This window comes from Pseudomonas sp. P106(2024) (genome assembly GCF_057480815.1).
Map to the genome: position 1 here is coordinate 151,558 of NZ_JBLIYU010000012.1, position 14,148 is coordinate 165,705.

The 14,148-nt window shown below is 64.9% G+C and carries 12 protein-coding genes; 1 reads left to right on the plus strand and 11 read right to left on the minus strand.

What is annotated here, in order from left to right:
• Positions 1 to 350 precede the first annotated feature (350 nt).
• From AC25M7_RS19150 to AC25M7_RS19200, 11 genes are all read right to left on the minus strand, one after another.
• A complete protein-coding gene (locus AC25M7_RS19150) occupies positions 351 to 1,643 on the minus strand; it encodes an adenylosuccinate synthase (protein ID WP_028688256.1) in 1,293 nt (430 codons plus the stop codon).
• A 55-nt stretch (positions 1,644 to 1,698) separates the two neighbouring features.
• Entirely contained in the window at positions 1,699 to 2,886 is a 1,188-nt protein-coding gene (locus tag AC25M7_RS19155; protein ID WP_028688257.1) for an ATP phosphoribosyltransferase regulatory subunit, read from the minus strand.
• Positions 2,887 to 3,178: 292 nt separating this feature from the next.
• Positions 3,179 to 4,048 (minus strand): protease modulator HflC, encoded by an 870-nt coding sequence (hflC, locus tag AC25M7_RS19160; RefSeq protein ID WP_062360850.1) that lies wholly within the window; start codon positions 4,046 to 4,048, stop codon positions 3,179 to 3,181.
• Entirely contained in the window at positions 4,048 to 5,232 is a 1,185-nt protein-coding gene (gene hflK, locus AC25M7_RS19165) for an FtsH protease activity modulator HflK (RefSeq protein ID WP_062360849.1), read from the minus strand. The genes hflC and hflK overlap by 1 nt, the downstream gene beginning before the upstream one ends.
• A gap of 96 nt (positions 5,233 to 5,328) precedes the next feature.
• On the minus strand, positions 5,329 to 6,630 hold the full coding sequence (gene hflX / locus AC25M7_RS19170) for a ribosome rescue GTPase HflX (protein ID WP_028688260.1): 1,302 nt from the start codon (positions 6,628 to 6,630) through the stop codon (positions 5,329 to 5,331).
• 18 nt (positions 6,631 to 6,648) lie between these two features.
• Entirely contained in the window at positions 6,649 to 6,909 is a 261-nt protein-coding gene (hfq, locus tag AC25M7_RS19175) for an RNA chaperone Hfq (protein WP_028688261.1), read from the minus strand.
• Positions 6,910 to 7,003: 94 nt separating this feature from the next.
• Complete coding sequence (gene miaA, locus AC25M7_RS19180; RefSeq protein WP_062360847.1) at positions 7,004 to 7,975, minus strand: tRNA (adenosine(37)-N6)-dimethylallyltransferase MiaA; 972 nt, start codon at positions 7,973 to 7,975, stop codon at positions 7,004 to 7,006.
• Between the two features lies 1 nt (position 7,976).
• Positions 7,977 to 9,878, minus strand: coding sequence for a DNA mismatch repair endonuclease MutL (gene mutL, locus AC25M7_RS19185; RefSeq protein ID WP_186596600.1), 1,902 nt, complete (start codon positions 9,876 to 9,878; stop codon positions 7,977 to 7,979).
• Positions 9,875 to 11,305: an N-acetylmuramoyl-L-alanine amidase gene (locus tag AC25M7_RS19190; RefSeq protein WP_028688264.1), complete on the minus strand. Its 1,431-nt coding sequence runs from the start codon at positions 11,303 to 11,305 to the stop codon at positions 9,875 to 9,877. Before AC25M7_RS19190 ends, mutL begins: the two co-directional genes overlap by 4 nt.
• A gap of 12 nt (positions 11,306 to 11,317) precedes the next feature.
• Positions 11,318 to 11,770: a tRNA (adenosine(37)-N6)-threonylcarbamoyltransferase complex ATPase subunit type 1 TsaE gene (tsaE, locus tag AC25M7_RS19195; RefSeq protein ID WP_371349750.1), complete on the minus strand. Its 453-nt coding sequence runs from the start codon at positions 11,768 to 11,770 to the stop codon at positions 11,318 to 11,320.
• Positions 11,771 to 11,778: 8 nt separating this feature from the next.
• Complete coding sequence (locus AC25M7_RS19200) at positions 11,779 to 12,630, minus strand: NAD(P)H-hydrate dehydratase (RefSeq protein ID WP_028688266.1); 852 nt, start codon at positions 12,628 to 12,630, stop codon at positions 11,779 to 11,781.
• Between the two features lie 65 nt (positions 12,631 to 12,695).
• Between AC25M7_RS19200 and queG the strand changes: the two genes are divergently transcribed.
• Entirely contained in the window at positions 12,696 to 13,760 is a 1,065-nt protein-coding gene (gene queG / locus AC25M7_RS19205; protein WP_486971366.1) for a tRNA epoxyqueuosine(34) reductase QueG, read from the plus strand.
• Positions 13,761 to 14,148: the final 388 nt, after the last annotated feature.

Consider the following 14,148-nt stretch of genomic DNA (forward strand, 5'->3'; position numbering starts at 1 on the left):
CGCGCCCAAATCGGCCTCCAGGGCGGTGACCGTGCTCCGTGTCAGTGCAACGGCGACCAGCACCTGCACCAGAAGAGCGATACCAAGCGCAACAAACACAGGCCGCAAGAGGCGGCTTCGTAACAGTGAAAGGATGGCAGACACGTTGTAACCCTCGTGTTTCTGGCGCCATTACTTTGATGGCATCTACAGAAACTTCTTACAGCAAGGGTTGTGCCTGAGGCAGCAGGTATAAACGCCAATGAGTAGAAGGGGGTAAGGCATTTGTGCAAAGCCACCCTTGCTCGTAAATGAAAACGCCGCGCTCCCTTGCGAGAGCGCGGCGTTCAAGCAGCTACCGAAGTGGCCGATCAGGCGAACGGATGACGCAGCACGATGGTCTCGTTGCGGTCCGGGCCAGTCGAGATGATGTCGATCGGCGCGCCGACCAGTTCCTCGATGCGCTTGATGTAGTTGCGCGCGGCTTGCGGCAGCTCTTCCAGGGTTTTTACGCCCAAGGTCGACTCGCTCCAGCCCGGCATCTCTTCGTACACCGGCTCCAGGCCGATGTAACTGTCGGCATCGGACGGCGCGTCGATGACGGCACCGTTCTCGTTCTTGTAGCCAACGCAGATGTTGATGGTTTCCAGGCCGTCCAGCACGTCCAGCTTGGTCAGGCAGATGCCCGAGATGCTGTTGACGTCGATGGCACGACGCAGGATGACGGCATCGAACCAGCCGCAACGACGGGCACGGCCGGTGGTCGAGCCGAACTCGTGGCCACGCTTAGCCAGGGTGGCACCGGTCTCATCGAACAGTTCGGTCGGGAACGGACCGGAACCGACGCGAGTGGTGTAGGCCTTGGTGATGCCCAGGATGTAGTCCAGGTACATCGGGCCAACGCCGGAACCGGTGGAGATGCCGCCGGCAGTGGTGTTGGAGCTGGTGACGTACGGGTAGGTACCGTGGTCGATGTCCAGCAGCGAGCCCTGGGCGCCTTCGAACATGATGTCCTTGCCGGCGCGGCGCAGGTTGTGCAGTTCGGCGGTGACGTCGAGCATCATCGGCTTGAGCTGCTCGGCGTAGGCCATGCACTCGTCCAGGGTCTGCTGGAAGTCGATGGCCGGTTCTTTGTAGTAGTTCACCAGCTGGAAGTTGTGGTAGTCCAGCAGCTCACCGAGCTTGGCGGCGAAACGCTCGCGGTGGAACAGGTCGCCCACACGCAGGCCGCGACGGGCCACCTTGTCTTCGTAGGCCGGGCCAATGCCGCGACCGGTGGTGCCGATCTTGGCTTCGCCACGGGCCTTCTCACGGGCCTGGTCGAGGGCCACGTGGTAGGACAGGATCAGCGGGGCGGCCGGGCTGATGCGCAGGCGCTCGCGCACTGGCACGCCCTTCTCTTCCAGCTTGGTGATTTCACGCATCAGGGCGTCGGGAGCAACGACCACGCCGTTGCCGATCAGGCACTGCACACCTTCACGCAGGATGCCCGAGGGAATCAGGTGCAGAACGGTCTTCTCACCGTTGATCACCAGGGTGTGGCCCGCGTTGTGGCCACCTTGGTAGCGCACTACGGCGGCAGCATGTTCGGTCAGCAGATCGACGATCTTGCCTTTGCCCTCATCACCCCACTGGGTGCCCAGGACGACGACATTCTTACCCATAACACTTGTCCTCATTCACGCAACTTGGTTGCCGGCCCACTGCCGGCGAAGAATCTCAATGGGTCAGCGGCAGAACCTGCCAGCGCCCGTCTTGCTGAATCAATTGCCGATCACAATCCGCTTCGAAGGCAGCACTCAACGGCTGGCCAGGCAGGGCCTGGACCACACGCTGGCCTTCGTTGCGCAACTGGCAGACTTGCTGCCAGAGGGCCGCATCGCTGCTGTCGGGCATCCAGATGCCACCAGCAGGCAATACGACCTCCGCTCGCCCCAGTGTGACCAGGGTCTTCAAATCCGTGGAGAATCCGGTGGCCGGGCGTGCCCGGCCGAAATCGGCGCCGATGTCGTCGTAGCGACCGCCCTGAGCGATCGACTGACCTTCGCCCGGCACGAACACCGCGAACACCACGCCGGTGTGATAGTTGTAGCCGCGCAGCTCGCCAAGGTCGAAGTACAGCGGCAAATCCGGGTAACGCGCCGCCAGGCGATCAGCGATCGCCAGCAGGTCGTCCAGCGCCGCCAGCACGCTGGCCGGGGCACGACCCAGGCGCACGCGCGCTTCGGCCAGCACTTCACGGCCGCCGCACAGCTCGACCAGGGCACGCAGCATGTTGCCCAGGTCCTTCGGCAGGTCGGCGGTGAGCGCCTGCACTTCGTCGACCGCCTTGCGCTGCAGGGCGTCGAACAGCTGCTGCTCCACATCACCGGACAGGTTGGCGGCACGGGCCAGGCCGCGGTAGATACCGACATGGCCAAGGTCCATGTGCACATCCGGCACATCGGTCAGCTGCAGCGTGGCGAGCATCAGGCTGATGACCTCGACATCGCTGGTAGGGCTGGCATCGCCGTACAGCTCGGCGCCCAGCTGGATCGGGCTGCGCGAGGTGGACAGGGCACGCGGTTGCGCGTGCAGCACGCTGCCGGCGTAGCACAGGCGGCTCGGGCCCTCACGGCGCAGGGTGTGGGCGTCGATGCGCGCCACCTGCGGGGTGAAGTCGGCACGGAAGCCCATCAGGCGGCCGGACTGCGGGTCGACGACCTTGAAGGTGCGCTGGTCCAGGTCCTGGCCGGCGCCGGTGAGCAGCGACTCCAGGTACTCGATATGCGGCGTGACGACCAGTTCGTAACCCCAACTCTGGAACAGGTCCAACACCTGACGCCGCGCGATCTCGATGCGCGCCGCCTCAGGTGGCAGTACTTCCTCGATGCCATCTGGCAGCAGCCAGCGGTCTACCGTTGCCATTACGCCATTTCCCCTCTGGTCCGGGCGGCCTGCCCGCAGGCGAGCCGTGAGTGAAGCAGGCATTGGCGCACAATAGCGGGCAGCACTGATCCCAGCGCAACCACCGTACCCAATACCCTCGAATTGCCTTGCGTCCTGACCAAACCGTCAACAAGCCATGGGCCGATCAACCTTGCAGACGCAAAAAAGCCGGGAATTTCCCGGCTGCCGCATCATACACCCCTTTTCATTCAGGATGCACCCCGCCTGGCATTTTAGCTGCCAGACGGGGTGCCCCGTCATGAGAGCAGCCTCAGGGCTTGCTCTTGTCCAGGTAACGGAAGAACTCGTTCTTCGGGTCCAGGACCAGTACGTCGCTCTTGCTGGAGAAACTCTCGCGGTAGGCCTGCAGGCTACGGTGGAACGCGTAGAAATCGGCGTCCTGGCTGTAGGCCTTGGCATAGATGGCAGCCGCCTGGGCGTCGCCATCACCGCGGGTCTCTTCCGCTTCACGATACGCCTCGGCCAGCAGCACGCGGCGCTGGCGATCGGCGTCGGCTCGAATACCTTCGGCCAGCTCGTTACCCTTGGCGCGGTGCTCGCGGGCCTCACGCTCACGCTCGGTGCTCATGCGGTCGAACACGCTGCGGTTGACTTCCTTCGGCAGGTCGATGGCCTTGACGCGCACGTCGACCACTTCGATACCCAGCTCCTTGCTGGCCATGCGGTTCAGCGAGGCGGTGATGTCGGCCATCAGCGCGTCACGTTCACCGGACACCACTTCGTGCAGGGTGCGTTTGCCGAACTGGTCACGCAGGCCGCTTTCCAGACGCCGCGACAGGCGCTCGTCGGCGATCTGCTTCATGCCCGATGTGGCGGTGTAGAAGCGCTCGGCGTCCTTGACCCGCCACTTGGCGTAGGCATCGACCATCACCGCTTTCTTCTCCAGGGTCAGGAAACGCTGGGTCGGGGCGTCGAGGGTCATCAGGCGGGCGTCGAACTTGCGCACCTGGTTCACGTACGGCACCTTCACGTGCAGGCCGGGCTGGACATCAGCCTTGACCACGCGGCCGAACTGCAGCAATACCGCGCGCTCGGTCTGCGAGACGATGTAGAAGCAGTTCCAGGCGATGATCGCCAGCACCACGGCGCCAATCAGGGCGAACAGCGATTTATTGCTCATCAGCGGCTCTCCCTGGAACGCAGCGGCGGTTGTTGTTGCAGGTCCTGCGCGGCGCGCGCGGCGGCGTCGTTGACCGACGGTGAAACACCACTGACCGGCGCTGGCGTGCTGTTGCGGCTGCCTTCGACCATCTTGTCCAGTGGCAGGTAGAGCAGGTTGTTCTGCCCGTCCTTGGTCGCCACCATGACCTTGCTGGAGTTGCTGTACACCTCCTGCATGGTTTCCAGGTACAGACGCTGACGGGTCACGTCCGGCGCCTTGCGGTACTCGGCCACCAGCTTGGTGAAGCGGTCGGCCTCACCCTTGGCGCGGGCAATGACTTCATCGCGGTAGCCGTTGGCGTCCTCGATGATGCGCTGCGCCTGGCCACGTGCCTCGGGCACCACGCCATTGGCGTAGGACTCGGCCTGGTTGCGCGCACGCTGCTCGTCTTCCCGGGCGCGGATCACGTCGTCGAAGGCTTCCTGCACTTCACGCGGGGCTGCCGCGCTCTGCACGTTGACCTGGGTGACGGTGATACCGGTGCGGTAGGTGTCGAGGAAACGCTGCAGACGCTCGCGGATATCCACGGCCATCTGCTCGCGGCCTTCGGTCAGCACCTGGTCCATCGAGGTGGAACCCACCACGTGGCGCAGGGCGCTGTCGGTGGCATGCTGCAGGCTGACTTCCGGCTGGTCGACGTTGAGCACGAAGTCCTGCAGGTTGCTGATGCGGTACTGCACGGTCAGCGGCACCTCGACGATGTTCTCGTCTTCGGTGAGCATCTGGCCCTGCTTGGTGTAGGCCCGCTCGCGAGTCACGTTTTCCATGTACTTGCGGTCGATCGGCGGGAAGTAGATGTTCAGGCCGGGACCGACGGTCTCGTAGTACTTGCCGAAGCGCAGCACCACGGCCTGCTCCTGCTCGTCCACCACGTACACGGCGTTGTACAGCCAGATGGCAGCCAGCACCGCCAGGCCAATGCCCAGCAGCCCATAGCCGCCACCCTTGCCGATATTGCGGTCGCCACTGCCACCGCGTTTCTTGCCACTGCCGAACATGCCGTTCAGGCTGTCCTGCAGCTTGCGGAAGGCCTCGTCGAGATCCGGTGGACCTTTCTTGTCGCCACCACCGCCACCGCCGTTACGGCGACCGCCCCAGGGATCCTGATTGTTCGAGTTGCCACCCGGCTCGTTCCAAGCCATAGCGCTCTCCATCTGATAAAGCAAAGACGCGCCCACGGCGCGCCGTCCAATGCTACAGAATGCCTGTCACCGCTGCCCGCCGACCTCGACGGGCATTTATTGCAAAGTGTGTTGCTCGACAAACACTTGCGGCTCCATGCCTTCGCGGCTGACCAGGCGATTCAACTCGACCCTGGGCAGTCGCACGCTCAGCAGGCTGCGCCCTTCTTCATCATGCTCTTCACTCTGCACGGCACCCAGGGCAAAGAATTGCGCGCGCAGGCGGGCAAACCGTTGCTCCAGGCACAGGGTTCCGACGTACAGATCGTCCCCCAGCAGCTCGGCAATCGCCTGGCCAACCAGCTCCAGGCCGCGTCCATCACGTGCCGATACCCAGACCCGCTGCGGCTTGCCATCGGCATCGCGTTGGATCTGCGGCTCGACATCTTCAAGCAGGTCGAGTTTGTTATAGACCTCGAGGATCGGCAAGCTCTCGGCCCCGATCTCGCCCAGCACCGCCAGCACCTGTTCGATCTGCTCCATGCGCTCGGGCTCATGGGCGTCGATCACGTGCAGCAGCAGGTCGGAGTTGCTCGACTCTTCGAGCGTAGCCCGAAATGCCTCGACCAGCTTGTGCGGCAGGTGGCGGATAAAGCCCACGGTGTCGGCCAGCACGATCGGCCCCAGGTCGGCCAGTTCGAGCCGGCGCAAGGTCGGGTCGAGGGTGGCGAACAACTGGTCCGCGGCATACACCTCGGATTGCGTCAGGGCGTTGAACAGGGTCGACTTGCCGGCGTTGGTGTAGCCCACCAGCGACACCGACGGGATGTCCGCGCGCTTGCGCCCGCGACGGGCCTGCTCGCGCTGACTGCGCACCTTCTCCAGGCGTGCCTTGATCTGACGCAGGCGCACCCGCAGCAGGCGGCGGTCGGTTTCCAGCTGGGTCTCGCCCGGGCCGCGCAGGCCGATACCGCCCTTCTGCCGCTCAAGGTGGGTCCAGCCGCGCACCAGCCGCGTGCTCATGTGCTCGAGCTGGGCCAGTTCGACCTGCAGCTTGCCTTCATGAGTGCGCGCCCGCTGGGCGAAGATGTCGAGAATCAGCCCGGTGCGGTCCAGCACGCGACACTCGAAGACGCGCTCGAGGTTGCGTTCCTGGCTGGGCGTAAGGGTGTGATTGAAAATCACCAGGTCGGCTTCGGCTGATTGGACCAGGTCGCGCAATTCGTCGACCTTGCCGCTGCCGATCAGAAACTTGGCGGTGGGCTGATGCCGCGCCACTGTTACCAGCGAGACGATATCGGCGCCGGCCGACAGCGCCAGCTCCTGAAACTCCTGCGGGTCTTCGCGCGCCTCAGGGTTCTGACCTTCCAAGTGAACGAGCAGCGCTCGCTCACCACCACCGTGGCGCTCAAAGAACAATGCAGGCTCCTACTTTTTTCAAGCGTTGCCTTGCTCGCTGTCGCCGTGATCGGCATCGGACGGGCTTGGCAGGCGAACCGGACGGGCAGGTACGACAGTCGAAATGGCGTGCTTGTAGACCATCTGGCTGACAGTGTTCTTCAGCAGCACAACGAACTGGTCGAAGGATTCGATCTGGCCCTGCAGCTTGATCCCGTTGACCAGATAGATCGAAACCGGGACTTTTTCTTTTCTCAAGGTGTTCAAGTAAGGGTCTTGTAGCGAATGCCCTTTTGACATATGCCGCACTCCTGTAAGGATCAATAGTAGAAAATCAAGAAAATCGATAAATTATGACGCCCGTCCGCAAGGATAGACGGCATTTGGCAGGGACTCAGCTCAATATGGAGACGGTCCCCAGGTATTTCAAGGTGCGGGACAGATTGTCGCAGGCCAGGCTATCCAGCCAGTGCACGCCTTCCCAACCGCGCAACCAAGTGAACTGCCGCTTGGCCAGCTGGCGTGTGGCGATGATACCGCGTTCACGCATCTCATTCTCAGTCAGCTTGCCGTCGAGATGATCCCAGACCTGTCGATAGCCCACTGCCCGTATAGACGGCAGTTCCGCGTGCAAGTCACTTCTGGCTCGCAGCGTTCGGACCTCGTCGACGAAGCCCTGTTCCAGCATCTGTGAAAATCGTAACGCAATTCGCTGATGCAAAATGTGACGATCTGTAGGAGCAATCGCCAAACTCGCGACAGTATAGGGCAAATGCCCGCCCGCGCCTGCGTCTGCAGCGCTACTTTCCGCGAATTGACGCTGGCGGTGGGCGGTCATGGTCTGACCGCTGACCCGATACACTTCGAGCGCACGGATCAACCGCTGCGGGTCATTCGGATGGATGCGCCCCGCCGATTCGGGATCCACCTCGGCCAGTTGCCGGTGCAGCTCGCCCAGGCCCAGCGTGGCGGCCTGGGCCTCGAGTTCGGCGCGCACCGCCGGGTCAGCCTCCGGCATGTCGGCCAGGCCCTCGATCAGTGCCTTGTAATAAAGCATGGTGCCGCCGACCAGCAGCGGGATCTTGCCGCGCGCGGTGATCTCGGCCATGGCTTCGAGGGCATCGGTACAGAACCGCTTGGCCGAGTAGCTTTCGGCGGGATCGAGGATGTCGATCAAGCGGTGCGGGTGGGCGGCCAGCACCTCCTTGGAAGGCTTCGCGGTGCCGATGTCCATGCCGCGATAGACCAGCGCCGAATCGACGCTGATCAGCTCGCAGGGCAGCACCTTGGTCAGCTCGATGGCAAGATCGGTCTTGCCGGCTGCAGTCGGTCCCATGAGGAAGATCGCCGGGGGTTTCGCACTCATCTCATCGGCCCCGCAGGAACAGCTTGTCCAGGTCGTCCAGGCCCATCTGGGTCCAGGTCGGCCGGCCATGGTTGCACTGGCCGCTGCGCTCAGTGTTTTCCATGTCGCGCAGCAGCGCGTTCATCTCCGGGATGGCCAGGCGCCGGTTGGCGCGCACCGCGCCGTGGCAGGCCATGGTTCCGAGCAGTTCGTTCAGGTGCGCCTGGATCCGGTCGCTGGTGCCGTACTCCATAAGGTCGGCAAGCACATCCTGCACCAGACGGTTGGCCTCGGCCTGCTTGAGCAACGCCGGGATCTGGCGGATCGCCAGGGTTTCCGGGCCCAGGCGCTGCAGCTCGAAGCCCAGACGCTGGAACCACTGAGCGTGTTCCTCGGCACAATCGGCCTCGCGCTGGCTCAGCGCCAGCGACTCGGGCACCAGCAGCGGTTGGCCGCTCAGGCCTTCGCTGGCCATGGCCACCTTCAGACGCTCGTACATGATCCGCTCATGGGCGGCGTGCATGTCCACCAGCACCAGACCGACAGCGTTTTCGGCGAGGATATAGATACCCTTGAGCTGTGCCAGGGCGTAGCCCAGCGGCGGAATGTCGCCCTGGCTTTCCGGCAGCGCGTTCGACGTGGCAGGGGTGTTGTCCAGCGGCGCGTAGAACTCGCGGTAGACCGCCTGGGCCTCGCCGACGTTGACCGGCTGCGCGGGGCGCGGGGTGTACTGATACTGATAGCCAGCGCCAGAACCGCCGGAGGAGAAGGCAGGGCGCGCCTCGCCCTGGGGCTGCTCGAGCACCGGCGAGGCCAGGCGCATCTCGCCCTGCGGGCCGAACTCGCCGGCCTGCAGACCACTCGGGCGAAGCATCTCGCTGGTCGCGGCAGGCGCGGCGAGCTGGTCTTCCGGGCGCACGTCGGCCAGGGCGCGGTGCAAGGTGCCATAAAGGAAGTCGTGGACCATGCGCCCTTCGCGGAAGCGCACTTCGTGCTTGGTCGGGTGCACGTTGACGTCCACTCCGGTCGGGTCGCACTCGAGGAACAGCACGAAGGTCGGGTGGCGGCCATTGAACAGCACGTCGCGATAGGCCTGGCGCACCGCGTGGGCGACCAGCTTGTCGCGTACGGCGCGGCCATTGACGAAGAAGTACTGCAGGTCGGCCTGGCTGCGCGAGAAGGTCGGCAAGCCGACCCAGCCCCACAGGCGCAGGCCATTGCGCTCGACATCGATCGGCAGCGCCTGCTCGAGGAAGCCCGGGCCGCAGATGGCGCCCACGCGCCGCGCCCGGGCCATCTCGTCGGCGGCTTCGTGCAGGCTGAAGATGGTCTTGCCGTTATGGCGCAGGTGGAATCCGACGTCGAAGCGCGCCAGTGCCAGGCGCCGGATCACTTCCTGCAGGTGATCGAACTCGGTCTTCTCGGCCTTGAGGAACTTGCGCCGGGCCGGGGTATTGAAGAATAGGTCGCGCACTTCGACCGAGGTGCCGACCGGATGCGCGGCGGGCTGCACCCGAGGCGTCATCTCGCGCCCCTCGGTTTCCACCTGCCAGGCTTCGCTGGCGTCGACGGTGCGCGAGGTCAGGGTCAGGCGTGCCACCGAACTGATCGAGGCCAGGGCTTCTCCGCGAAAGCCGAGGCTGAGTACGCCTTCGAGGTCCTCCAGTTCGCGGATCTTGCTGGTGGCGTGACGCGCCAGGGCCAGCGGCAGGTCATCCGGGGCGATGCCGCTGCCGTTGTCGCGCACCCGCAGCAGCTTCACGCCCCCCTGCTCGACCTCGACCTCGATGCGCCGGGCACCGGAGTCGAGGCTGTTTTCCAGCAGTTCCTTGGCCACCGACGCGGGGCGCTCGACCACCTCGCCGGCGGCGATCTGGTTGGCCAGCCGCGGGCTGAGCAGCTGGATGCGCGAGCCGCCACTCATTGCTGGGACGCCAGGGCGGTGGTGGGGATGTCCAGGTGCTGGCCGACCTTCAGCTCGTCGGTTTTCAGGCTGTTGCTGCTGCGCAGGCTGGCAACGCTGACCTGGTAGCGCACCGCGATCATCGCCAGTGTCTCGCCGGGGCGCACGGTGTGCTCACGCGGCCCCTGGGCGATCTTGCCGCTGTCGCGCAGCCAGGCGATGTAGGTGCCCGGTGGCGGGTTCTGCTGGAAGAACTGGCGCACGCCGGTGTGGATCGAGCGCGCCAGCGCCTGCTGGTGGCTGCGGGTCGCCAGCTTGGCGGCCTCGTTGGCGTTGGAGATGAACCCGGTCTCGACCAGGATCGACGGAATGTCCGGCGATTTCAGCACCATGAACCCGGCCTGTTCCACACGCTGCTTGTGCAGCGGCGTGACCCGTCCCATGTTGCCCAGCACCTTCTGCCCAACGTTGAGGCTGGAGCTGAGGGTGGCGGTCATCGACAGGTCGAGCAGCACGCCGGCCAGCATGCGGTCCTTGTCGTCGAGGCTGACGTTGCCGGCACCGCCGATCAGGTCGGAACGGTTTTCCGTGTCGGCCAGCCAACGGGCGGTCTCGGAGGTGGCGCCACGGTCGGACAGGGCGAACACCGAGGCGCCAAACGCGGCCTTCGACGGCGCGGCGTCGGCGTGAATCGAAACGAACAGGTCGGCGCCCTTCTTGCGGGCGATCTCGGTGCGCTTGCGCAACGGGATGAAGTAGTCGCCGGTACGGGTCAGCTCGGCGCGGTAGCCCTTCTCGGCGTTGATCTGGCGCTGCAGCTCCTTGGCGATATCCAGCACGATGTCTTTCTCGTGTTGGCCGCGCGAGCCGGACGCGCCAGGGTCTTCGCCACCGTGACCGGCGTCGATGGCGACCACGATGTCACGCTTGCCGCTCGGAGCTGGCGGCAGCTTGATCGCCGGTTGCGCCGGGGTGACCGGCACCGCTGGCGTCGTGGCCGGGGGCTGCGGCGTCGGTGGCGGGGTCGGGTTGCTGGCGGCGATGGCATCGGCCTCCTGATCGTACAGGTCGACCACCAGGCGGTTGCCGTACTGGGCGTTTGGCGCCAGGGTGAAGCTCTTGGGGGAGACGGCCTTTTTCAGGTCGACCACCACCCGCAGGTCGGTGGGCGTGCGCTGGGCCGAGCGCACGCTGGTGATCGGCGTATTCGAGGTGGAGACATTCAGCGGCGCACCCAGGGTGGCGCCGTTGATGTCGATCACCAGGCGATCGGGTGCGGTCAGGGTGAAGACGCTGTGCTGCACAGGCCCGGACAGGTCGAAGACCAGCCGCGTGTTGTCCGGAGCGCGCCACAGGCGCATGCTCTTGACTTGAGTGACGGCCAGCGCGTCAACGGTCACCGCGGTCAGCAGCAGCCCAACGACGGCGACCAGTGCGCGTATGCGCATACCTTTCCCCACTTACTGTTTGAATTCTTTGGCCAGAACGGCACACCAGGCTTCGCCGCGTGCCCCCTGCGGCGACAGGTTCAGCGAACGTCCGCCCGCTTGCGGGCTTATGGTAATGGTCAGGTCGGGCTTTGGCAAAACGCCCGCGCCTTTGTCGGGCCATTCGAACAGGCACAGCGCATCGCCCTCGAAATAGTCGCGAATGCCCATGAACTCCAGTTCCTCCGGATCGACCAGGCGATAGAGGTCGAAATGGAAGGCGCGAATGTCGCCGATTTCGTAGGGTTCGACCACGGTGAATGTCGGACTTTTCACCGGACCTTCATGACCCAGGCCACGGATCAGGCCACGGGACAGCGTGGTCTTGCCGGCGCCCAGGTCGCCTTCGAGAAAGATCACACCATGACCTTTGGTCACTTCGGCCAGCTTGGCGCCAAAGGCGACGGTGGCTGGCTCGTCGGCCAGAAACAGGGTTAAACCTGACACGCTGAATGCTCCTCCAATAACGCTCTAATGACCGGGACCAGATCGCTGGCCGCCAGCCCTCTACCTTTGACACCCAGGCGCTCGCCCGCGCAGGCATGCAACCATACCCCCAGGCACGCGGCCTGCCAGGCGTCCAGCCCCTGGGCCAACAACGCCGCCAACACGCCGGTAAGCACGTCGCCCAGCCCGGCACCGGCCATGGCCGGATGCCCTCGCCCGCACTGCGCCAACTGCCCCGCCGGATCGGCCACCAGCGTGCCCGCGCCCTTGAGCACGCAGACGCTGGCGTAACGCCGCGCCAGCTTGCGCGCGGCGCCCGGCCGGTCGGCCTGCACCGCCTCGGTGGAGATGCCCAGCAGCCGCGCAGCCTCGCCCGGGTGCGGGGTGAGGATGCTGCCGCTGGGCAACGCCAGTGGCGCAGCGGCCAGCAGGTTGAGAGCATCGGCGTCCCATACCTGCGGCAGATGCGCATGGGTCACCGCCGACAGCAGGCTGCGGCCCCAGGCCGCCTGGCCCAGCCCGGGGCCGACCACCAGCACCGTGGCCCGTGCGAGCGGGCCGAGCAACTGGTTGGCCGAGCTCACGCCCTGCCACATCACCTCCGGCAGGCGGGCCAGCCCGGCGGCGACGTGCTCGGCACGGGTCGCCACGCTGACCAGGCCGGCGCCGCAACGCAGCGCCGCCTCGCTGCTGAGCAAGACCGCGCCGCCGGTGCCCAGGTCACCGCCGATCACCAGCACATGGCCGAAATCGCCCTTGTGGGCATCGGCGGCACGGGGTGGCAGCCCGGCCAAGGTCAGGCTGCTCAGCAACAATGGGGGGTGTTTGGTCTGAGGCATGGGGTCAAAGGCTCCGATGTCTGGCAGAATTATACGCACCTGTGCCTGTAATGCCTTATCCATCCATGCCCGCCACGACTCCAGACATCGCCACACTGGCCCAATCGATCAAGGATTGGGGCCGCGAACTCGGTTTTGCCCATGTCGGCATCGCCGGCGTCGATCTTGGCGAGCACGAACAGCACCTGCAGCGCTGGCTGGCCGCTGGCTACAACGGCGAGATGGAGTACATGGGCGACCATGGCCACAAGCGCTCGCGCCCGGCCGAGCTGATCCCCGGCACGCTACGGGTGATTTCGCTGCGCATGGACTACCTGCCCGGCGACACGCAGATGGCCAAGCGCCTGGCGGAGCCGGAAAAGGCCTATATCTCGCGCTACGCCTTGGGCCGCGATTATCACAAGCTGGTGCGCAAGCGCGTGCAGCACTTCGCCGACCGCATCCAGGAGGCCATCGGTCCCTTTGGCTACCGCGCCTTCGTCGACAGCGCCCCGGTGCTGGAAAAGGCCCTGGCGCAGGAAGCCGGCCTGGGCTGGATCGGCAAGAGCACCCTGCTGCTGAACCGCAAGGCTGGCAGCTATTTCTTCCTGGCCGAGCTGTTCGTCGACCTCCCGCTGCCGATCGACGGCGTGCAGGGCAGCGATCATTGCGGGCGCTGCCAGGCGTGCCTGGACATCTGCCCGACCCAGGCATTCGTCGGGCCTTACCAACTCGATGCGCGGCGTTGCATTTCGTACCTGACCATCGAATTGCGCGGTGCCATTCCACTGGAACTGCGACCATTGATTGGTAATCGTGTGTTCGGTTGCGACGATTGCCAGATCGTCTGTCCTTGGAACCGTTTCGCCAAGACCTCTACCGAAGACGACTTCATGCCCCGCCGGGGGCTGGACAATATCGAGCTGGCCGAGCTGTTCCTGTGGGATGAAAAGCGTTTTCTCGGTTGCACCGAGGGCTCGCCCTTGCGGCGGGCGGGGTATGAGCGGTTTTTGCGTAACCTGGCGGTGGGACTGGGGAATGCGCCATCGACCATTCCCGTGCTGGAGGCGCTCAACGCGCGGCGGGATGATCCTTCGGAGCTGGTACGCGAGCACGTGGAGTGGGCGCTGGCTCGCCACGACGCCCTTTGACGCCTGCCGGCTTTGGCTTTGGCTTTGGCTTTGGCTTTGGCTTTGGCTTTGGCTTTGGCTTTGGCTTTGGCTTTGGCTTTGGCTTTGGCTTTGGCGATCAGAAGATTAACCCCTGCAGCCCACTAGCGACAGCTGCGCCAGTCCAGGCGCCGCCCGTAACTTCGCGACTTCAGGAGGCCGAACGGAGGTCTTGCGGAGGGAGGTGACGGGCATGGATGCCCGTCAAGCGCTGCGCCCCAGGATGGGGCGTACAGCGCGGTCCTCCCGGGAGCAAGGCCGGAGTGAGGGAACCCGGAGCGAAGCGGAGGGCCGGATGAATGGAGCGAGGATTTTTTGGTTCCTTTTTGATCCTTCAAAAAGGAACTCGCCGTAAGGGCGAAAAGGTGAC